Consider the following 19,715-nt stretch of genomic DNA (forward strand, 5'->3'; position numbering starts at 1 on the left):
GCCATGGTCCAGATGCTCCCCTCCCGCCAGCAGATCCTCGACTGGATCGCAGACAACCCCGACGCGACCGCCAAGCGCGACATCGCCAAGGCCTTCAACATCAAGGGCAGCGCCCGGATCGAGCTGAAGCGCCTGCTGCGCGAGCTGGAGGCCGAGGGGCTGCTGGAACGCCGCCGCCGCAGCTATCGCGACTACGAGCGGCTGCCCCCGGTCAGCGTGGTCGAGATCCTGCCCCCCGACGACAGCGGCGACCTGTTCGCGCGGCCGCTGGAATGGCAGGGCGCGGCGCCGATGCCGCGCATCCTGTTCCTGCCGCGGCGCACCGACCCGGCGGTGGGCGCGGGCGAGCGGGTGCTGGTCCGGCTGGCTGAGACCGAGGGCGAGGACCACCAGTACGAGGCGCGGCTGATGCGCCGCATCGGCACCGCCCCGCATCGCATCGTCGGCATCTTCCGCAAGGAAACCGAGGGCGGCCGCATCCTGCCCATCGACAAGGGCGCGGACAAGACCTGGCGGGTGCGCGGCGACGCCACGCTGGATGCGCAGGACGGCGAGCTGGTCGAGGCCGAGCAGATCGGCACCCGCATCCGCCTGGGCCTGCCGCAGGCCCGCATCATCGAGCGGCTGGGCGATCCGTCGGCCCCCCGCGCTGTCAGCCTGATCGCCATCCACCAGCACGGCATCCCCGACGATTTCCCCGACGCGGTGATGGCCGAGGCCGACGCCCAGAAACCCGCCCCCATGGGCGAGCGCGAGGATCTGCGCGACCTGCCCCTGGTCACCATCGACCCCGAGGACGCCCGCGACCACGACGACGCGGTGGCGGCGATGCTGGACGACGACCCGGGCAACCCGGGCGGGGTGGTGCTGTGGGTGGCCATCGCCGATGTGGCGCATTACGTGCGCCCGCAATCGGCCCTGGACCGCGAGGCGCGCAACCGCGGCAACTCGACCTATTTCCCCGACCGGGTGGTGCCGATGCTGCCCGACATCCTGTCGGGGGATCTCTGTTCCCTGCACCAGGGTGTGGACCGGCCGGTGATCGCGGTCAGGATGCGGCTGGACGCGCAGGGCAACAAGATCGGGCACCGCTTTTGCCGGGGGATGATGCGCAGCCTCGCCTCGCTGTCCTACGAACAGGCGCAGGCCGCCGCCGATGGCCAGCCCGACGAGCAGACCGCGGCCCTGATGGACGAGGTGATCGGGCCGCTGTTCGCGGGGTATGAGCTGCTCAAGGCCGCCCGCGCGCGCCGGCAGCCGCTGGACCTGGAACTGCCCGAGCGCAAGATCGAGCTGACCCCGGACGGGCGGGTGAAATCGGTGGCCTTCCGCGAACGCTACGACGCGCACCGGCTGATCGAAGAGTTCATGGTGCTGGCCAATGTCGCCGCCGCCGAGGAACTGACCCGCCTGCGCCGGCCGCTGCTGTTCCGCGTCCACGAGGAACCCAGCCCCGAAAAGCTGGATGCGCTGCGCGAGGTGGCGCAGGCCTCGGGGTTCAGCCTGGCCAAGGGGCAGGTGCTGCAGACCAGCCAGCTCAACCGCCTGCTGGCGCAGGCGCAGGGCACGGATTTCGACGAGCTGATCAACATCAGCACCCTGCGATCCATGACGCAGGCGTATTACAACGCGGAAAACCTTGGGCATTTCGGGCTGGCGTTGAAAAACTACGCGCATTTCACCTCGCCGATCCGGCGCTATTCGGACCTGATCGTGCACCGGGCGCTGATCTCGGCGCATGGCTGGGGAAAGGACGGGCTGTCGGCGCAGGATATCGAGACGCTGGAACAGACCGCCCAGCACATCAGCGACACCGAGCGCCGCAGCATGGCGGCCGAGCGCGACACCAACGACCGCTATCTGGCCGCCTATCTGTCCGAGCGGGTGGGGACCGAGTTTTCCGGCCGCATCAACGGGGTGCAGCGCTTCGGCGCCTTCGTGCGGCTGGACGAGACCGGCGCCGACGGGCTGCTGCCGATCCGCGAGATCGGGCGCGAGTATTTCCACTACGACCCCGATAACCAGACGCTGATCGGCGCCGACAGCGGGCTGCGCATCGGCATCGGCCAGCGCGTCACCGTGCGGCTGGCCGAGGCGGTGCCCACCACCGGCGGGCTGACGCTGGAACTGGTCGAGGTCGAGGGCGCGCCGCTGCCCGCCCCCCGCGGCCCCCGCGGCAAGGCCGCCCGCCGCGGTTTCATCCGCGGCAAGCTGCGCGCGGACGCGGCGGAACGCAAACGCTCGCGCCTGCGCCGCAAATAGGCGCGGCGCCGCCATCGCCGCCATCGCCAGAATCATCGGAAGGATGAAGGCGTCCGGCAGATAACGCGCCATCAGGCGTGTGGCCGGCTGGCAATTATTCCATTCCCGCGGGTTTCGTATCCGCCGCCGAAAAGCCCGCTTCTTTCTGGTCCAAATCCCCCGGGCTTTCGAGCGCCTGGAAAACAGTCCAGTGGACTGTTTCAGCGAGAAAGGGGCGAAGCCCGAGGGAGGCGGCGCCCCGGTCCGGCCCAAAGAAAAAGCCGCCCCCGCAGGGACGGCCTTTCCTCGCATCCGGGCGTCGGGTCAGATCGCTGCGTCGCGCACGTCCTGGTCTACCTTGTCTTCGTATTTGGTGAAGTTGTCGCGGAACATCCCCTTCAGCTTTTCCGCCTGCGCGTCATAGGCGGCTCCGTCCGCCCAGGTCGCGCGCGGGTCCAGCAGCTTGTCGTCGACGCCAGGCACGCTGACCGGCACCTCGAAGCCAAAGTTCGGGTCGCAGCGGAACTCGACCCCGTTCAGCGAGCCGTCCAGCGCCGCGGCCAGCAGGGCGCGGGTGGCTTTGATCGGCATCCGGCTGCCGGTGCCGAACGGGCCGCCGGTCCAGCCGGTGTTGACCAGCCAGCAGGTGGCGCCGGACTTGCGAATCCGCTCGGCCAGCAGGCGGCCGTAGTCCTCGGGGCGGCGCGGCATGAACGGGGCGCCGAAGCAGGTCGAGAAGGTCGGCACCGGCTCGACGATGCCGTCCTCGGTCCCCGGGGTCTTCGAGGTGAAGCCGGACAGGAAGTGATACATCGCCTGCTGGGGCGTCAGCCGCGCGATCGGCGGCATCACCCCGTACGCGTCCGAGGTCAGCATGATGACGTTCCTCGGCTGCCCGGCGATGCCGGTTTCCGAGGCGTTCGAGATCGCCTCCAGCGGATAGGCGCAGCGCATGTTCTCGGTGATCGAGCTGTCGGCGAAATCCAGTTCCAGCGTGTCGGGGTCGAACACCATGTTTTCCACCACGGTCGCGAATCGCGAGGTGGTGGCGTAGATTTCCGGTTCCGCCACGGGCGACAGGTTGATGGTCTTGGCGTAGCAGCCGCCCTCGAAGTTGAAGACGCCCTTGTCCGACCAGCCGTGCTCGTCATCGCCGATCAGCGTGCGCGAGGGCTCGGCCGACAGCGTGGTCTTGCCGGTGCCCGACAGGCCGAAAAAGATCGCCACGTCGTTGGTGTCGCCCGGCGCATGGTTGGCCGAGCAGTGCATCGGCATCACCCCGCGCCCGGGCAGGATGTAGTTCAGCAGGGTGAACACGCCCTTCTTGTTCTCGCCCGCGTACTCGGTGTTGGCGATCAGGATCAGCTTGCGGTCGAAGTTCAGCGCGATCACCGTCTCGGTGCGGCAGCCGTGGCGTGCCGGGTCGGCCTTGAAGCTGGGGCAGTTGATGATGGTCCAGTCGGGGGTGAAGCCGGCCAGCTCCTCGGCCTCGGGGCGGCGCAGCAGGTGGCGGATGAACAGGCTGTGCCAGGCCAGTTCGCTGACCACCCGCACGTCCAGCCGCTGTTCGGGATCGGCGCCGCCGAACAGGTCCTGCACGAAATATTCCCGGCCCTTCATGTGGTCCAGCATGTCGGCGTGCAGCCGCTCGAACGCCTCGGGGTCCATGGGCGGGTTGTTGTCCCACCAGATCGAATCCTCGACCGAAGCGGTGCGGACCACGAACTTGTCCTTGGGCGAGCGGCCGGTCTTGGCGCCGGTCGACACCAGGAACGCGCCGCCCAGACCCAGCTTGCCTTCCTCGCGCCGGATCGCGGCCTCGACCAGTGCGGGTTCGAGCAGGTTATAGTGAACCTGGCCCAGCCCGACGATTCCCTGGTCTTCGAGTTTGCAGTTCGGGTTGACGCGGGTCTGTGCCATGCCGGTACTCCATAAGGGCGCTGTCGCTGGGCGCATCTAATAACATGGGGATTTGACGATGATAGACCGGCAAAGGCCACAGTTAGCGCAACCATCGGAAGTTAGCGATACCATCTTTGCAGATGTTGCAATCCGCCCGCGGCCGGGGCGGCGGCGGTGACCACGATCCACGCCAGCGCGGTGGCGGTCGAGGGGCGGGGGCTGCTGATCCTGGGGCCGTCAGGGGCGGGGAAATCCTCGCTCGCGCTGGCGCTGATGGCGCAGGGGGCGCTGCTGGTCGCCGACGACCGGGTGCTGCTGGACGCCCGCGACGGCCGGCTGATCGCCGCCTGCCCGCCGCCGCTGGCGGGGCGGATCGAGGCGCGGGGGGTGGGGATCCTCTCGGCACCGCCCGCGGACCCGGTGCCGGTGGCGCAGGTGGTCGATTTGGGCCGGGCCGAGACCATGCGCCTGCCGCCCCGGCGCAGCATCACCCTGCTGGGGATCGCGCTGCCCCTTGTGCTGGGGCCGATGGGGCCGCACCTTGCCCCGGCGCTGCGCCAGCTGCTGCTGGGCGGGCGCAGCGACTGACGCGCCGCGGCGCAACCGGACGGGAACCGAGATGAACGGCGAGGAGGGCAGGGGGAGCAGCGGCGAGACCGCGCAGGGCGCGGCGGCCGAAGGCACCGTGCCGCAGGCCCCCCCAGGCGGCATCGTCGATGCCCAGCGGCTGGTGCTGGTCACCGGGCCCTCCGGCGCCGGGCGCTCGACCGCGATCCACGCGCTCGAGGACATGGGGTTCGAGGCGATCGACAACCTGCCGCTGTCGCTGGTGCCGCGGCTGCTGGACGGGCCGCCCCGGCCGGTGCCGCTGGCGCTGGGGCTGGATGTGCGCAACCGCGATTTCTCGGCGGCCAACCTGATCGAGCTGATCGATTCGCTGACCCGCAACCCGGCCTTCCTGCCCGAGGTGCTGTATCTCGACTGCGCCACCGAGGTGCTGGTGCGCCGCTATTCCGAAACCCGCCGCCGCCACCCGCTGGCCGGCGACATCCCCCCGGTCGAGGCGATCACCGCCGAACGCGACCTGCTGGCCGCGGTGCGCGACCGCGCCGACGTGCTGATCGACACCACCGAGCTGTCCCCCCACGACCTGCGGGCCGAGCTGGCGCAGTCCTTCGATGCCCGCGGCGGGCCGGGGCTGTCGGTGTCGCTGGAATCCTTCAGCTACAAGCGCGGGGTGCCGCGGGGGCTGGATTTCATGTTCGACTGCCGCTTCCTGGCCAACCCGCATTGGGAACCCGCGCTGCGTCCGCTGGACGGGCGCGATCCGGCAGTTCAGCATTACGTGACGGCAGACCCGCGGTTCCAGCCCTTTTTTGACAAGCTGCGAGATCTTATCCTTTATGTTCTTCCGGCGCAGGTGGACGAGGGCAAGGCCCATCTGACCATCGGCTTCGGCTGCACGGGCGGGCAACACCGCTCGGTCACTTTGGTCGAGTTGATGGCTGACGACCTTGCTAAAAAATGTTGGCAGGTGTCTAAACGACATCGAGAGATAGAGCGACGTTCCCGGGCGCCCCTTCCGGCAGCCGGTGCCGGCGCGGCAACTCTGTCGGGGGCGTATCTGGGGGGATCGGGCAAGGCCGATCCGTCGTGATGGTGGAACACAATTGATCGGAATTGTCATCGTTGCACATGGCGGGCTGGCCCGTGAATACCTCGCGGCGGTTGAGCATGTCGTCGGCCCTCAGGCCGGCATCGTGGCCGTGACCATCGAGGAAGATCACGACCGCGCCGCCAAGCAGGACGAGATCTGCGCCGCCGCGAATGCGGTCGACACCGGCGCGGGGGTGGTGATCGTCACCGACCTGTTCGGCGGCTCGCCCTCGAACCTGTCGATGCCGGCCTGCCTGCCGGAACAGCGCCGCATCCTGTACGGCGCCAACCTGCCGCTGCTGGTCAAGCTGGCCAAGTCGCGGCATCTGGACGTGGGACAGGCGGCGATGCTGGCCTGCGAGGCCGGGCGCAAATACATCGACTGCTACGCCCCCGGCCCGGCAGCCCCGCAGGCGCAAAGGGCGGTTTCGTGACGGAACTGCGCCGCGAGCTGCGGATCATCAACGAAAAGGGACTGCACGCCCGCGCCTCGGCCCGCTTCGTCGAAACGGTCGAGCAGTTCGACGCCCGCGCCATCGTCGAAAAGGATGGCGAGCGGGTGTCGGGCGATTCGATCATGGGGCTGCTGATGCTGGTCGCCCCCCGCGGCAGCGCCATCCAGGTCACCACCTCGGGGCCGGATGCCGAGGCGCTGATGCAGGCGCTGACCGAGCTGGTCGACGGCTATTTCGGCGAAGGCGGCTAGGGCGGCGCCGCGCCCATGGCCCGCGACAGCTATCACCACGGCAACCTGCGGCAGGCGCTGGTCGACGCGACCGTGGCGCTGATCGAGCAGAAGGGGCCGATGGCCTTTACGCTCGCCGAGGCCGCGCGTCAGGCCGGCGTCAGCGCCGCCGCGCCCTATCGGCATTTCTCGGGCCGCGACCAGCTGCTGGAAGAGGTGGCGCGGCAGGGGTTCCTCGATTTCGCCGCCAGGCTCGAGGCGGCGTTCGACGGCGGCCGGCCCTCGGCGCTGTCGGCGTTCCTGCGCATGGGCGAGGCCTATCTGGGCTTTGCCGCCGCAAGGCCCGGGTTCTACATGGCGATGTTCGAATCGGGGCTGTCGATCGCCGGCAACGCCGATCTGGCCGCCGCCGCCGAGCGCGCCGAGCTGGCGCTGGTCCGCGCCGCCGAGGCGCTGTTTGCGCGCCTGCCCCCCGGCCGCCGCCCGCCCGCGACGATGGTGGCGAACCACGTCTGGGCGCTGTCGCATGGGGTGGTCGAGCTGTTCGGCCGCGGCCGTCCCGGCACCCGCAGCCCCATCGGCGCCGCCGAGATGCTGGAAAGCGGGGTGCTGATCTATCTGCGCGGGCTGGGCGTGATCCCCGAATGAAAAAAACTGCGGGCGGGGGATTGACGCGGGCCGGCTGCGTTCCACATTGTTAATGTGATTAACATTAACATGCCCCGGAGCACCCCATGCCCCATGCCTATCCCCCCATCGCAACCCCGGTCGCGCCGGCCGACGGCTTCGTGCAGTCGGTCAAGCGGGTGCTGATGCAGGCCCGCGACTGGCTTGACGCCCGCGGCAAGCCCGCGTGGATCATCGCCATGATCCTGGGCTTCGTCGCTGCCTGGCCGGTCGGCCTCGCCATCCTCGGCTACATGATCTGGAGCAAACGCATGTTCGGAAACTGCACCCGCCGCCACGCCGGCCCCGGCCGCTTCAACCGCGTCGAAACCACCGGCAACGCCGCCTTCGACGCCTATCGCGACGAGACGCTGAAGCGGCTGGAGGACGAACACAGCGCCTTCCTCGACTTCCTGCAAAAGCTGCGCGAAGCCCGCGACAAGGCCGAGTTCGACCAGTTCATGGAAGAACGCCGCCAGGGCTGAGGGCCAGCCCCGCCCTGATCTTTCGCGGGGTCCGTTCGATGCGGGCCCCGTTTCAGTAAGCCCGTTTCAGTAGGCGGTATCGGCGTAAATGCGGGTCAGGTCGCCCTGCCATTCGCCGTGGTATTTCGCCAGCAGGTCGTCGGCCAGCGTCGCGCCGCGCTCCACCCGCTCGCGCAGCACGGCAAGGAAGCCGGTCTCGTCCGCGCCCCCCGCCAGCTGGCCGCGCGCCGCCAGCCCGGCCTCGGCCAGGCCCAGCACCTCGGCCGCCAGATCGCGCAGCCGCAGCCCGTCGTATGCGCCCGCCAGCCCGTCACGGGCGGCGGCGCGACGCAGCCCCTCGCGCTGCTCGGCGCTCCAGCCGCGGATCAGCTCGCTGGCGGCGTCCAGCGCGCCCTGATCATAGGTCAGCCCCACCCACAGCGCTGGCAGCGCGTTCAGATGGCTCAGCGGGCCGGCGTCGGCGCCGCGCATCTCGATGTATTTCTTGACCCGCGCCTCGGGGAAGACGGTGGTCATGTGGTCGGCCCAGTCCGACAGCGTGGGGATTTCCCCCGGCAGCGCCGGCAGCCGCCCGTTCAGGAAATCGCGGAAACTCTGCCCCAGCGCGTCGATGTACTGCCCGTCGCGGTAGACGAAATACATCGGCACATCAAGCACATAGTCCACCCAGCGTTCGTATCCGAACCCGTCCTCGAACACGAAAGGCAACAGTCCGGTGCGCGCCGCGTCCAGGTTCTGCCAGATATGGGCACGCCAAGATTTGATCCCGTTCACCTGCCCGTCCAGGAACGGAGAGCTGGCAAACAGCGCCGTCGCCACCGGCTGCAGCGCCAGCGCCACCCGCAGCTTCTGCACCATGTCGGATTCGGACGCGAAGTCGAGGTTCACCTGCACCGTGCAGGTCCGATACATCATCTGGGTGCCCAGCGTGCCGACCCGCTGCATATAGGGGGTCATCAGCGCATAGCGACCCTTGGGCATCATCGGCATCTGGTCCTGCCGCCAGATCGGCGCCGCCCCCAGCCCCATGAAGCCGATGCCCAGCGGCTCGGCCACCGCCTTGACCTCGGCCAGGTGCTGGCGGGTCTCGGCGTCGGTTTGGTGGATGTCGGACAGGGGCGCGCCGGACAGCTCCAGCTGTCCGCCGGGTTCCAGGCTGACATTGGCGCCGTCCCGCGACAGGCCGATCAGATGCCCGTTTTCGCGCAGCTCGGACCAGCCGAAGCGGTCGCGCAGCCCTTCCAGCATCGCCAGCACCGAACGCTGACCCTCATAGGGCAGCGGTTCCAGCGTGTCGGTCAGAAAGCCGAACTTCTCGTGTTCGGTCCCGATGCGCCACGCATCGCGCGGTTTCTCGCCCGAGGCGATGTAGTCGGCCAGCTCTTCGCGCCGCTCGATCGGGCCGCCGCCCTGCTGGGGAATGGACATGTGGCCCTCACGAGGTCGTAATCCGGGGACAGGTGGCGCGGCGGTCCGGGATAGTCAAGCAGGCCCTTTGGTGCATCCGGCCGGGGCCTTGTCCGGCAACCGCCCCTTGCGGCGCGGCTTTGGGGCGACGACATGCAGGGGCAGGCGGCGCAGGCGCGCGCGGAAAACAAGGTGGATGATGGTCAGGGCGGTTCTGGATGCCTGCGTGCTTTACCCCACGGTGCTGCGGGAGATCCTGATCGGCACGGCCGAGGCGGGGCTGTATGCGCCGCTGTGGTCGGCGCGGATCCTGGCCGAATGGCGCCACGCCGCCGCGCGGCTGGGCGCGCAGCACGCCGCCGTCGCCGGGGCCGAGATCGCGCTGCTGCGGCTGGGCCATCCGGCGGCAGAGACCCCCGAGCCGCCCGGCACGACCGCGGGCTACGACTGGCCCGACCCCGCCGACCGCCATGTCGTCGAAACCGCGCTGGCGGCGGGGGCGAGCGTGATCGTCACCGCCAATCTGCGCGATTTTCCGGCGCGCACGCTGGCGGCGCTGGGGTTGCGGGCGGTGCATCCCGACCCGTTCCTGCTGGATCTGTGGCAGCGCGATGCCGCCCCGGTCGCGGCCAGCGTCCATGCCGCCCACGACCGCGCGCAGGCGCTGGGCGGCCCCGTCGCGCTGCGCGAGCTGATGGGCCGGGCGCGGCTGCCGCGGCTGGGCAAGGCGCTGGAACGGGCAGGACGCTAGCGGGAAACGCGTGGCAAATGCCGGGCGGACCCTTGCCGCAGGGCGGCTGGGCGCTTGCCGCGTCGGCCCGCAGCCTCTACCACCTGATCACCAGTCCGAAAGGTTCCGCGATGGCATCGCGTCTGATCCAGGTCGATGATTTCGATCTCGTCATCTTCGGGGCGACCGGGGATCTTGCCCGCCGCAAGATCCTGCCCGCGCTGTTTCGCCGCCATGCCGCCGGGCAGTTCCCGCCGGAGGCGCGCATCATCGGCGCCGCCCGCAGCCCGCTGGACGACGCCGCCTTTCGCGACGAGGTGGCCGCCGCGATCGCCGAGTTCGACCCGCCCCGCGCGCAATCGCCCGAGCTGCCGGGCTTCCTCGACCGGCTGTCCTATCTGGCCATCGACGCCACCGGCGAGTCCGGCTGGCCGGAACTCGCGGTGCGGATGCGGCCGGGGGTGGTGCAGGCGTTCTACCTGTCGGTGGCGCCGTCGCTGTTCGGCGACATCGCGCGGCGGCTCTCGGACCATTCCATCGCCGGGCCCGACGCGCGGATCGTCGCCGAAAAGCCGTTCGGCCGCGATCTCGACACCGCGCGGGCACTGAACCGCACGCTGGTACGGCATTTTTCCGAGGCGCAGATCTACCGGATCGACCACTACCTGGGCAAGGAAACCGTCCAGAACCTGATGGCGGTGCGTTTCGCCAACATGCTGTTCGAGCCGCTGTGGAACGCGCTTTACATCGACCATGTGCAGATCACCGTGGCCGAGACCGTGGGCGTCGCCGGGCGCGGCGCCTATTACGACCACGCCGGCGCCATGCGTGACATGGTGCAGAACCACCTGATGCAGCTGGTCTGCCTGATCGCGATGGAGCCGCCGTATCACTTCGACCCCGACGCGGTGCGCGACGAAAAGCTCAAGGTGATCCGGGCGCTGGAACCCGTTTCGCCGGCGGATGTGGTGCGCGGGCAATACGCGGCCGGGGCGGCGCCTTCCTACGCGCAGGACGTGGACAACCCCCACAGCCGCACGGAAAGCTTCGTCGCGCTGAAGCTGCGCATCGCCAACTGGCGCTGGCAGGGGGTGCCGTTCTACCTGCGCACCGGCAAGCGCCTGCGCGAACGCAGCAGCGAAATCGCGGTGGTGTTCCGCGAGCCGCCGCATTCGATCTTTGACGATTCGGCCGGGCACAAGGCCAACCAGCTGGTGATCCGCCTGCAGCCGAACGAGGGCATCAACCTCAAGGTGATGATCAAGGAACCCGGCCCCGGCGGCATGCGCCTGGTCGAGGTGCCGCTGGACATGAGCTTTGCCGAGGCGCTGGGCCCCGAGGGCGCCGACATGCCCGACGCCTATGAGCGGCTGATCACCGACGTGATCCGCGGCAACCAGACCCTGTTCATGCGCGGGGACGAGGTCGAGGCCGCCTGGGCCTGGATCGACCCGATCATCGCCGCCTGGGAAAACGGCACCGCCCGCCCCGAACCCTATCAGCCCGGCAGCAGCGGCCCGGACGAGGCGCTGGCGCTGATGCACCGCGACGGGCGGCGCTGGCGCGAGATCCGGGCATGAGCCACCACGCACAACACGCAACAGAGATGCAGACTGGGGACATGAGACCATGAAACTGACCGAGCATCCCGACCGCGAGGCGCTGACGCTGGCCGTGGCGCAGGACATCGCCGAATCGCTGGGCATGGCGCTGAAGACCCGCGACCGGGCGGTGCTGTGCCTGCCCGGCGGCTCGACCCCGGTGCCGGTCTACAAGGCGCTGGCGGCGGCGCCGCTGGACTGGGCGCGGGTGGTGGTGCTGCCCGGCGACGAGCGCTGGGTGGCGCCGGACCACAACCGCTCGAATGCGCGGCTGATCCGGCGCAACCTGATCGACGAGGGCGCGGCGGCAGAGCTGGTGCCGCTGTACACCGAGGAGCTGGACCCCGACGCGGGCGCCGCGGCGGCTGCGGCGCGCGTGGCGCCGCTGCTGCCGCTGTCGGTGCTGCTGCTGGGCATGGGCGAGGACATGCACACCGCCAGCCTGTTCCCGGGGGCCGAGGGGCTCGGTGCCGCGCTGGAGCCCTCGGCGCCGCCGGTGCTGGCGATCACCGCCCCGGCCGCGCCCGAGCCGCGGGTGACGCTGACCCTGCCGGCGCTGACCTCGGCCACCGATGCGCTGCTGATGATCACCGGCCCGGAAAAGCGCGCGGCGCTGGAACGCGCCGCCTCGCTGCCGGTTGAAGAGGCGCCGATAAGGGCGTTTCTGAAGGGGCTGCGGGTCCATTACGCCGAATAGGCCTTGGCTGCATCGGCCGGGTGACAGGTAACGAGTAGTGAAGATGACAGAGCTCTGGCAGCAGCTTGCCGCGCATCGGGCCGCGACCGCGGCCCGCCCGATCACCGCCCTGTTCGACGCCGACCCCCAGCGGGCGCGGCGTTGTGCGGTGGCGGCAGACGGGCTGTGGCTCGACTGGTCCAAGACCGCCATCGACGCGCGGGCGCTCGGGCTGCTGCTGGCGCTGGCCGCGGGCGTGGCTGAGCGGCGCGAGGCGATGTTTTCCGGCGAAAGGATCAACGAGACCGAGGGCCGCGCCGCGCTGCATGTCGCCCTGCGCGCGCAGGATGGGCCGATCGAGGTCGACGGAAGCGACGTGCTGCCGGGCGTGCACGCCACGTTGGACCGGATGCGGGACTTTGCAAGGGCGGTGCGCGCGGGGCGGATCGCGGGGCACGGCGGGCGCTATACCGATGTGGTCAACATCGGCATCGGCGGCTCCGACCTTGGCCCGGCGATGGCGTCGCTGGCGCTGGCGCCCTGGGCGGACGGGCCGCGGCTGCATTTCCTGTCCAATGTCGACGGTGCCGATGCCGCCGACACGCTGCGCGGGCTGGACCCGGCAACCACGCTGGTGATCGTGGCCTCGAAGACCTTCACCACGCTGGAAACCATGACCAACGCCGACACCGTGCGCCGCTGGATGGCGGCCAGCGTCGCCCGGCCCGAGCGGCAGTTTGCCGCCGTCTCGACCGCGCTGGCGCGGACCGCGGATTTCGGCATCGACCGCCGGGCGGTGTTCGGCTTCGAGGATTGGGTGGGGGGGCGGTTTTCCGTCTGGGGGCCGGTCGGGCTGTCGCTGATGCTGGGGATCGGGCCGGATCGCTTCGACGAGTTCCTGGCCGGCGGCCGTGCCATGGACGCGCATTTCCGCGCCGCGCCGCTGGCGGAAAACCTGCCGATGATGCTGGCGCTGGTCGGGATTTGGCACCACCAGATCTGCGGCTATCCGACCCGCGCGGTGCTGCCCTATGCGCAGCGCCTGCGCCGCCTGCCGGCCTATCTGCAACAGCTGGAGATGGAATCGAACGGCAAGGGCGTCACCATGGACGGGCAGGCGCTGGCGCGGCCCTCGGGGCCCATCGTATGGGGCGAGCCGGGGACCAATGGTCAGCACGCCTTCTTCCAGCTGCTGCATCAGGGCAGCGCCGTGGTGCCGTGCGAGTTCATCGTGGCCGCGCGGGGCGAGGAACCCGAACTGGACCACCACCAGCGGCTGCTGATCGCCAATTGCCTGGCGCAATCGGGCGCACTGCTGCGCGGCCGCAGCATGGAAGAGGCGCGCGAGATCGTCGCCGCCATGGGGCTGACCGGACCCGAGGCCGAATGTCAGGCCGCGCATCGGGTGTTCCCCGGAAACCGCCCCTCGACCACGCTGCTGATCCCGGCGCTGAACCCCTATACGCTGGGGCAGCTGGTGGCGCTGTATGAGCACCGGGTGTTCGTCGAGGGCGCGATCCTGGGCATCAACAGCTTCGACCAATGGGGGGTCGAGCTGGGCAAGGAGCTGGCGGGCGAGGTGCTGCCGCTGCTCGAGGGCGGCGAGGGCGGCGGGCAGGATGGCTCGACCCGGGCGCTGGTGGCCGAATTACGGCGGATGCGGGGCGAGGGGGCGTAGCAGGGGGCTTTGCCCCCGCCGGTCTGCGACCGGCTCCCCCAGGATATTTGGATGATGAAGAAGCAGCTTCAGGCGGCGAAAAGCTGTTCGACGGCGGCGAGGAATTGCGGGGCGGAGTGGTCGAACATCAGCTCGTGCCGCGCCCCGGGCAGGTCCAGCAGCCGGGCTTGTGGCCAGCTGGCCGCGCGGCGGCGGATCGCGGCTGGCGACACCACCGCCTCGGCGCCCCCGACCCCGATCAGCGCCGGGATTTCAGGCGAAGGCATTGCGGCGAGCCGCGCCATCTCCCGGCGCGCGGCGGCGATCCAGCCATAGGTGGCGCCACCCAGCGTCAGCTCGGGCCAGCTGCCGGCCTGCGCCACCAGCCGCGCCCATTGCCGCGCGTCCGAGGTCAGCGCATTGCCCCGGAACCTGGTGTCCAGCAGATAGGTGCCGCCGCCGCCCGTGCCCACCGCGGCGCGGCCGCTCCGGCGCAGCAGCTGCGCGCCCGAGGTCAGTGCGCTGATCACGCCCCTCGGCACCAGCGGGTGGTGCAGCCCCCACATCGGGGCCGAGAACGCTGCCCGCGCCACCGGCAGCCCGTCCAGCAGCGCCGCCAGCCCGATGCAGCCGCCCATGGAATGCGCCAGCAGATGCCACGGCCGCGGCAGCGCCAGCGATTCGGCGGCGCTGACCACGGCGGCTACATCGGCGCGGTAATCGGCGAAATCGCCGATATGGCCCGGGCGCGGGTCGGCCAGCAGCCGGTCCGACAGCCCCTGTCCGCGCCAGTCCGGCGCGATCACCGCCAGCCCCTGCGCCGCCAGCCATGCGGCGATGGGGCTGTATTTTTCCAGATACTCGGTGCGGCCCTGGAACAGCAGCACCGTGCCCCGCGCCGTCCCCGCCGGCTGCCACAGTCCCAGCCGCAGCCGCAGCCCGTCGCTGGTGGTGACCCAGAACGCCTGCCCGCCGCTGTCGGGCTCATCCGGCAGGCGGTGCAGCGGCGCGGCCGGGAACCGCCGCAGGCAGGCGGCGGTCCCCGGCATGATCGGTGCGGCGCGTTCGGGCGCCATGGCTCAGGACAGCGCCGAGCCCAGCTTCATCGCCGTGGGCAGCGAGCCGTCGATCTTCAGCTTGCCGGTCATATAGGCCATGGTCGGATTGGTCTCGCCGTTCAGCAGCCCCTCGAAGGTGTCGCGGCTGGCGGTCAGCGTCACCTCGGCCTCGTCGTCGCCGGCGCGCACGCCGTTCTCGTCGATCATGATCGCGCCGACACCGTCGATCACGAACTTGGCGGTGCCGTCGAACGAGGAAATCCGCGCGGCCAGTGCCTTGATGGCGCCTTCGATCACTGAACTCATCTGTCCCTGTCTCCCATGCTGGCGCCGCGGCGCTCGAGTGTCTACATCGACCTTATGCGCGCGCCCAAGCCCCAGTTCCACCCTGTCGCCACGGCATTTGCCGCGGCCCTGCTGTCGGCGGCGCTGGCCGCCGCGCCGCTGGCCGCCCAGAGCCCCGCGGAACCCCCCGACGACATGGAGGCGCTGTTCAGCGAACTGGCTGCCGACGGCGAGGGCTGGATGCGGGCGCAATCGGATATCGAGCGGGCCTGGTCGCGGTCCGGCTCGGCCGCGCTGGACCTGCTGCTAATGCGTGGCGAATCGGCGCTGGATGCGGGGGACACCGCGGCCGCCATCGGGCATCTGACCGCGCTGACCGATCACGCGCCGGATTTCGCCGCCGGCTGGGCAGCGCGGGCGGCGGCGTTCCAGATGGCCGGGCAGACCGGCCCCGCCATGGCCGACCTGGCCCGCGCCCTGCAGCTTGAACCGCGGCACTGGCCCTCGATCACGCTGCTGGCGGCGATCCTCGAGGACAGCGGCGATACGGCGCGGGCGCTGGCCGCCTATCGCGAAAGTCTGGACGTCAATCCGCATCAGCCCGACGCGGCTGACGGCGCCGCGCGGCTGTCGGTGACGCCGGGGCAGGGCGTCTGAGGTGGCGGGGCGCGTCACGGCCGTGCTGGGGCCGACCAACACCGGCAAGACCCATTACGCGATCGAGCGGATGCTGGCGCATCGCACCGGCGTCATCGGCCTGCCGCTGCGGCTGTTGGCGCGCGAAGTCTACGACCGCATCGTCAAGGCGCGCGGCCCCTCGGTCGTGGCGCTGATCACCGGCGAGGAACGCATCGTCCCGGAACGCGCCGCCTATTGGGTCGCCACCACCGAGGCCATGCCCGAGGTGCTGGCCGATTTCGTCGCCATCGACGAGATCCAGCTGTGCGCCGACCCGGAACGCGGCCATGTCTTCACCGACCGGCTGCTGCACATGCGCGGGCTTCACGAGACGCTGTTCCTCGGGTCCGACACCATGCGCCCCGCCATCGCCGCGCTGGTCCCCGAGGCGCATTTCATCCGGCGCGAGCGGTTTTCCACGCTCAGCTGGGCGGGGTCGAAGAAACTGTCGCGGATGCCCGCGCGCTCGGCCATCGTCGGGTTCTCGGTCGATGACGTCTATGCGACCGCGGAATTGCTGCGCCGGCTCAAGGGCGGCTGCGCAGTGGTGATGGGGGCGCTGTCGCCCCGCACCCGCAATGCGCAGGTGGCGATGTATCAGGCAGGCGAGGTCGATTACCTGGTCGCCACCGACGCCATCGGTATGGGACTGAACCTCGACATCCGCCACGTCGCCTTTGAGTCCACCCGCAAGTTCGACGGCCGCCGGATGCGGCCGCTGTTCCCGCACGAGCTGGGCCAGATCGCCGGCCGCGCCGGCCGCCACACCGAGCCCGGCACCTTCGGCGTCACCGGCGAGGCGCGCGAGCTGGACGAGGGGCTGATCGACGCCATCGAGAACCACCGTTTCCAGCCGATTTCGCGCCTAGTGTGGCGCAACTCGGCGCTGGAGTTCGGCACCGTTGACCGGCTGATCCAGTCGCTGGAACGCCCCTCGGGCAGCGAATGGCTGGGTCGCGGGCGCGAGGCCGACGATCTTGCCGCGCTCAAGGTGCTGTCGGGGCTGCCCGAGATCCGCGACCGCGTGACCCACCCCAAGGATGTGCGGCTGCTGTGGGATGTCTGCCGGATCCCGGATTTCCGCGGCATTTCGCCCGCCGAACACACCACGCTGCTGACCCGGATCTACGGTTTCCTGCAGGACGGCGGCATTCCCGGCGACTGGCTGGCCCGCGCCGTCGCCCGCATCGACCGCACCGGCGGCGACATCGACGCGATCAGCAAGCGGCTGGCCTATATCCGCACCTGGACCTATGTGGCGCAGCGCAGCGGCTGGGTGCGCGACGAAGCCCATTGGCGCGGCGAGACGCGGGCTGTAGAAGACCGTCTGTCTGATGCGCTGCACGCCGCGCTGACGCAGCGATTCGTGGACCGGCGCACATCCGTGCTGCTGCGCCGGCTCAAACAGAAGGAGAGCCTGGTGGCCGAGGTGAACGACAAGGGCGAAGTGACGGTCGAGGGCGAGTTCGCCGGCCGGCTGGACGGGTTCCGCTTTCGGACCGATCCCGCCGCCCAGGGCGACGAGGCAAGGATGCTGACCCGCGCCGCATACGAGGCGCTGCGCCCCGAGTTCCATCTGCGCGCCGACCGCTTCTACAACGCGCCCGATACCGAGCTCGACTTTACCGAGCAGGGCGGGCTGATGTGGGGCGCCTCGGCGGTGGGCAAGCTGGTCAAGGGTTCCGAGCCGCTGAAACCCGCGATCGAGGTCTTCGTGGACGAGGATGCGGGCGAGGAGGTGGCCGAAAAGGTCCGCCGCCGGCTGCAGCATTTCATCGACCGCAAGATCGCCGCCGGGTTCGAGCCGCTGCTGGCGATGCAGGCCGACGAGACGCTGGCCGGGCTGGCGCGCGGCGTGGCGTTCCGGCTGGTCGAGGCGCTGGGGGTGCTGCCGCGCGACGCGGTGGCCGCCGACATCAAGGCGCTGGACCAGGACGCGCGGGGCAGCCTGCGCAAGCACGGGGTGCGCTTCGGCCAGTACACCGTCTTCCAGCCGGCGCTGCTGAAGCCGGCGCCGACCCGGCTGCGGCTGCTGCTGTCGGCGCTGTGGGCGGGCGCGGACGAGTTCCCCGAATCACCGCCGCCCGGGCTGGTGACCATCCCGAACCTGCCCGAGGTGCCGCGCGACTATTACACGCTGTCGGGCTATCACCCGGCCGGCGAGCGCGCGATCCGCATCGACATGCTGGAACGGCTGGCCGACATGCTGCGCGGCCAGGACAGCCGCGGCGGCTTCGAGGCCACCGCTGACATGCTGTCGATCACCGGCATGACGCTGGAGCAATTCGCCGATCTGATGGGCGGGCTGGGCTATCGCGCCGAACGCGGCGAGCGGGTCAAGACCCGCGCCGTTCCGGCCCCGGCCGAGGCTGCCACCACGCCGGAAACGGGCGAGCAGGGCGGTGATACGCCGGTATCGGACGCGCCGCTGACCGAAGAGGAAAGCGTGCTCGCCGCCGAGACCCGCGCCCGCTGGGAAGCCGAGCAGGCCGAGAAACGCGCCGCCGAGGCTGCTGCTGCGGCGGAAGCCGAGGCTGCCGCTGCCGCGGAAGCAGGCGAGGGGGCCGAGGCCGAGGATACCGGCGCCGATGGCACTGGGGCCGAGGCTGCCGAGGCCGGGGGCGCCCCGGCAGACGGGGATGCTGCCGAGACGCCCGCCCCCGAAATGGAAGTCTTCTACAGTTTCACCTGGGCCCCGCGCCCCCGCGGCCCGCGCCGCGGCGCCGAAGCCGAGGGGCGCTTCCAGCGCCGCCCGCGCCGCGATGGCGGCGCCGCCCCCGGCCAGCCCGAGGGTGCCCGCGGCAACCGGCCGCAATCGGATCGCCCCCAATCCGACCGCTCTGACCGCCCCCGCGGGGACCGGCGGCGCGAGGGCGAGGACGGGCAGCGCCCGCAGCGGCAGGGGAAACCCGGCGGCAAACCGGGCGGAAAACCCCGGGGCGAGGGCCGGGGCGAGCGCAACGAGAACCGCGGCAAGGGCGGCAAGCCCGAGCGCAGCTTCGAGGCCCGGCCGCCCCGCCACGACAAGCCGGTGGATCCCGACAGCCCCTTTGCCGTGCTCGCCGCGTTGAAGAACAAGACGTGAGCGCCGCAGCCATGCAGGCGGGCTGATGGCGCGCAGGGGCAGTCGCCCGGGCGGCGACGACCTGCCGCAGCCGTCAGAGGCGATCCGGCTGGACCGCTGGCTGTTCCACGCCCGCGCCTTCAAGTCGCGCACCCTGGCCGCCGACCGAATCGCGCAGGGCGGCGTGCGGGTGAACGGCGCCCCCTGCCGCAAGCCGGGTCACGAGGTCCGGCCCGGCGACGTGGTGACCGTGGCGGCGCCTTCAGGCGTGCGCAGCCTGCGGGTGCTGGCCCCCGGCCTGCGCCGTGGCCCGGCGGCCGAGGCGCAGACGCTGTTCCAGGATCTCGACCGCGACGACACGGCGCAGGTGGGGGACGCCGGGGAACCGGACAGCCCCGGCTTGAACCCCCCGCGCGAAAGGCATAGGTGAGCCTCGCAACTTCCCCCACGAGGCTGACCATGACCTATGTCGTGACCGACAACTGCATCATGTGCAAATACACGGATTGCGTCGAGGTCTGTCCGGTCGACTGTTTCTACGAGGGGGAAAACACCCTGGTGATCCACCCGGATGAATGCATCGACTGCGGGGTCTGCGAACCGGAATGCCCGGCGGACGCCATCCGCCCGGACACCGAGCCCGACATGGAAGCCTGGGTCGAGTTCAACCGCACCTATTCCGAGCAATGGCCGGTCATCACCCGCAAGAAGGACCCGCTGCCCACCGCCGAGGAAATGGACGGCGTGACCGGAAAGCTGGACAAATACTTCTCGCCCAACCCCGGCGAGGGCGACTGATCCCAGGCGAGGGCGACTGATCCCAATCGGCGCCCCGGCCGGCCGCGCCAGTGCCGGCCCGGGTCCATGCGCCGGTCCGGCCGGGCGCCAGGGCCGGCCGCGATTCGCGTCCGGGAAAAACCCCTT

At 70.5% G+C, this 19,715-nt stretch carries 19 protein-coding genes; 15 read left to right on the forward strand and 4 right to left on the reverse strand.

Going from position 1 to position 19,715, the window contains the following annotated elements:
- Positions 1-3 precede the first annotated feature (3 nt).
- A complete protein-coding gene (gene rnr, locus RSP45_RS15465) occupies positions 4-2,262 on the forward strand; it encodes a ribonuclease R (protein ID WP_415392616.1) in 2,259 nt (752 codons plus the stop codon).
- A 303-nt stretch (positions 2,263-2,565) separates the two neighbouring features.
- On the opposite strand, the gene RSP45_RS15470 is transcribed toward rnr, so the two are convergent.
- Positions 2,566-4,161, reverse strand: a complete 1,596-nt coding sequence (locus RSP45_RS15470; RefSeq protein ID WP_415392617.1) for a phosphoenolpyruvate carboxykinase — start codon at positions 4,159-4,161, stop codon at positions 2,566-2,568.
- Between the two features lie 156 nt (positions 4,162-4,317).
- Here RSP45_RS15470 and RSP45_RS15475 point away from each other — a divergent pair, with 156 nt between their 5' ends.
- The 6 genes from RSP45_RS15475 (at position 4,318) to RSP45_RS15500 (ending at position 7,635) form a co-directional block, all read left to right on the forward strand.
- On the forward strand, positions 4,318-4,731 hold the full coding sequence (locus RSP45_RS15475; protein WP_415392618.1) for an HPr kinase/phosphorylase: 414 nt from the start codon (positions 4,318-4,320) through the stop codon (positions 4,729-4,731).
- A gap of 31 nt (positions 4,732-4,762) precedes the next feature.
- Positions 4,763-5,800, forward strand: coding sequence for an RNase adapter RapZ (rapZ, locus tag RSP45_RS15480; protein ID WP_415392619.1), 1,038 nt, complete (start codon positions 4,763-4,765; stop codon positions 5,798-5,800).
- Positions 5,801-5,813: 13 nt separating this feature from the next.
- Positions 5,814-6,233: a PTS sugar transporter subunit IIA gene (locus tag RSP45_RS15485; protein WP_073064203.1), complete on the forward strand. Its 420-nt coding sequence runs from the start codon at positions 5,814-5,816 to the stop codon at positions 6,231-6,233.
- Positions 6,230-6,505, forward strand: a complete 276-nt coding sequence (locus tag RSP45_RS15490; protein WP_415392620.1) for an HPr family phosphocarrier protein — start codon at positions 6,230-6,232, stop codon at positions 6,503-6,505. Before RSP45_RS15485 ends, RSP45_RS15490 begins: the two co-directional genes overlap by 4 nt.
- A 15-nt stretch (positions 6,506-6,520) precedes the next feature.
- On the forward strand, positions 6,521-7,132 hold the full coding sequence (locus RSP45_RS15495) for a TetR/AcrR family transcriptional regulator (RefSeq protein ID WP_415392621.1): 612 nt from the start codon (positions 6,521-6,523) through the stop codon (positions 7,130-7,132).
- 86 nt (positions 7,133-7,218) lie between these two features.
- Positions 7,219-7,635, forward strand: a complete 417-nt coding sequence (locus RSP45_RS15500) for a DUF2852 domain-containing protein (RefSeq protein WP_084732010.1) — start codon at positions 7,219-7,221, stop codon at positions 7,633-7,635.
- Positions 7,636-7,701: 66 nt separating this feature from the next.
- Here RSP45_RS15500 and RSP45_RS15505 read toward each other — a convergent pair whose 3' ends face one another.
- Positions 7,702-9,063, reverse strand: a complete 1,362-nt coding sequence (locus RSP45_RS15505; protein ID WP_415392622.1) for a glutamate--cysteine ligase — start codon at positions 9,061-9,063, stop codon at positions 7,702-7,704.
- A gap of 175 nt (positions 9,064-9,238) precedes the next feature.
- Between RSP45_RS15505 and RSP45_RS15510 the strand changes: the two genes are divergently transcribed.
- From RSP45_RS15510 to pgi, 4 genes are all read left to right on the forward strand, one after another.
- The gene (locus tag RSP45_RS15510; protein ID WP_415392623.1) at positions 9,239-9,793 is read left to right on the forward strand and encodes an RSP_2648 family PIN domain-containing protein; all 555 of its coding nucleotides are present in this window, start codon (positions 9,239-9,241) and stop codon (positions 9,791-9,793) included.
- A gap of 110 nt (positions 9,794-9,903) precedes the next feature.
- Entirely contained in the window at positions 9,904-11,352 is a 1,449-nt protein-coding gene (gene zwf / locus RSP45_RS15515) for a glucose-6-phosphate dehydrogenase (protein ID WP_415392624.1), read from the forward strand.
- Between the two features lie 49 nt (positions 11,353-11,401).
- Positions 11,402-12,070 carry a 6-phosphogluconolactonase gene (gene pgl, locus RSP45_RS15520; protein WP_415392625.1) on the forward strand — a complete coding sequence of 223 codons (669 nt, stop codon included), beginning with the start codon at positions 11,402-11,404 and terminating at the stop codon, positions 12,068-12,070.
- Positions 12,071-12,113: 43 nt separating this feature from the next.
- Positions 12,114-13,727 carry a glucose-6-phosphate isomerase gene (gene pgi / locus RSP45_RS15525; protein WP_415392626.1) on the forward strand — a complete coding sequence of 538 codons (1,614 nt, stop codon included), beginning with the start codon at positions 12,114-12,116 and terminating at the stop codon, positions 13,725-13,727.
- Between the two features lie 68 nt (positions 13,728-13,795).
- Here pgi and RSP45_RS15530 read toward each other — a convergent pair whose 3' ends face one another.
- Both RSP45_RS15530 and RSP45_RS15535 read right to left on the reverse strand, forming a co-directional pair.
- Positions 13,796-14,782: an alpha/beta hydrolase gene (locus tag RSP45_RS15530; protein WP_415392627.1), complete on the reverse strand. Its 987-nt coding sequence runs from the start codon at positions 14,780-14,782 to the stop codon at positions 13,796-13,798.
- A gap of 3 nt (positions 14,783-14,785) precedes the next feature.
- Positions 14,786-15,070 carry an SCP2 sterol-binding domain-containing protein gene (locus tag RSP45_RS15535; RefSeq protein ID WP_073064226.1) on the reverse strand — a complete coding sequence of 95 codons (285 nt, stop codon included), beginning with the start codon at positions 15,068-15,070 and terminating at the stop codon, positions 14,786-14,788.
- A gap of 15 nt (positions 15,071-15,085) precedes the next feature.
- Here RSP45_RS15535 and RSP45_RS15540 point away from each other — a divergent pair, with 15 nt between their 5' ends.
- Genes RSP45_RS15540 through fdxA form a run of 4 tightly spaced genes read left to right on the forward strand, consistent with a single transcriptional unit; the run spans position 15,086 to position 19,589 of the window.
- The gene (locus tag RSP45_RS15540; RefSeq protein WP_415392628.1) at positions 15,086-15,706 is read left to right on the forward strand and encodes a hypothetical protein; all 621 of its coding nucleotides are present in this window, start codon (positions 15,086-15,088) and stop codon (positions 15,704-15,706) included.
- 1 nt (position 15,707) lies between these two features.
- Positions 15,708-18,812 carry a helicase-related protein gene (locus tag RSP45_RS15545; protein ID WP_415392629.1) on the forward strand — a complete coding sequence of 1,035 codons (3,105 nt, stop codon included), beginning with the start codon at positions 15,708-15,710 and terminating at the stop codon, positions 18,810-18,812.
- A 25-nt stretch (positions 18,813-18,837) separates the two neighbouring features.
- On the forward strand, positions 18,838-19,221 hold the full coding sequence (locus RSP45_RS15550; RefSeq protein WP_415392630.1) for an RNA-binding S4 domain-containing protein: 384 nt from the start codon (positions 18,838-18,840) through the stop codon (positions 19,219-19,221).
- Between the two features lie 29 nt (positions 19,222-19,250).
- Positions 19,251-19,589 (forward strand): ferredoxin FdxA, encoded by a 339-nt coding sequence (gene fdxA, locus RSP45_RS15555; protein WP_073064235.1) that lies wholly within the window; start codon positions 19,251-19,253, stop codon positions 19,587-19,589.
- Positions 19,590-19,715: the final 126 nt, after the last annotated feature.

The organism is Paracoccus sp. SJTW-4 (genome assembly GCF_047716885.1).
In the GTDB taxonomy this organism is placed as follows: domain Bacteria; phylum Pseudomonadota; class Alphaproteobacteria; order Rhodobacterales; family Rhodobacteraceae; genus Paracoccus; species Paracoccus solventivorans.

Bases quoted from the DNA above. Each gene is read 5' to 3' on its own strand.
- rnr (WP_415392616.1), top strand. From the start codon at position 4: ATGGTCCAGATGCTCCCCTCCCGCCAGCAGATCCTCGACTGGATCGCA.
- RSP45_RS15470 (WP_415392617.1), bottom strand. From the start codon at position 4,161: ATGGCACAGACCCGCGTCAACCCGAACTGCAAACTCGAAGACCAGGGA.
- rapZ (WP_415392619.1), top strand. From the start codon at position 4,763: ATGAACGGCGAGGAGGGCAGGGGGAGCAGCGGCGAGACCGCGCAGGGC.
- RSP45_RS15495 (WP_415392621.1), top strand. From the start codon at position 6,521: ATGGCCCGCGACAGCTATCACCACGGCAACCTGCGGCAGGCGCTGGTC.
- RSP45_RS15500 (WP_084732010.1), top strand. From the start codon at position 7,219: ATGCCCCATGCCTATCCCCCCATCGCAACCCCGGTCGCGCCGGCCGAC.
- RSP45_RS15505 (WP_415392622.1), bottom strand. From the start codon at position 9,063: ATGTCCATTCCCCAGCAGGGCGGCGGCCCGATCGAGCGGCGCGAAGAG.
- RSP45_RS15510 (WP_415392623.1), top strand. From the start codon at position 9,239: ATGATGGTCAGGGCGGTTCTGGATGCCTGCGTGCTTTACCCCACGGTG.
- zwf (WP_415392624.1), top strand. From the start codon at position 9,904: ATGGCATCGCGTCTGATCCAGGTCGATGATTTCGATCTCGTCATCTTC.
- pgl (WP_415392625.1), top strand. From the start codon at position 11,402: ATGAAACTGACCGAGCATCCCGACCGCGAGGCGCTGACGCTGGCCGTG.
- pgi (WP_415392626.1), top strand. From the start codon at position 12,114: ATGACAGAGCTCTGGCAGCAGCTTGCCGCGCATCGGGCCGCGACCGCG.
- RSP45_RS15530 (WP_415392627.1), bottom strand. From the start codon at position 14,782: ATGGCGCCCGAACGCGCCGCACCGATCATGCCGGGGACCGCCGCCTGC.
- RSP45_RS15535 (WP_073064226.1), bottom strand. From the start codon at position 15,070: ATGAGTTCAGTGATCGAAGGCGCCATCAAGGCACTGGCCGCGCGGATT.
- RSP45_RS15540 (WP_415392628.1), top strand. From the start codon at position 15,086: ATGCTGGCGCCGCGGCGCTCGAGTGTCTACATCGACCTTATGCGCGCG.
- RSP45_RS15550 (WP_415392630.1), top strand. From the start codon at position 18,838: ATGGCGCGCAGGGGCAGTCGCCCGGGCGGCGACGACCTGCCGCAGCCG.
- fdxA (WP_073064235.1), top strand. From the start codon at position 19,251: ATGACCTATGTCGTGACCGACAACTGCATCATGTGCAAATACACGGAT.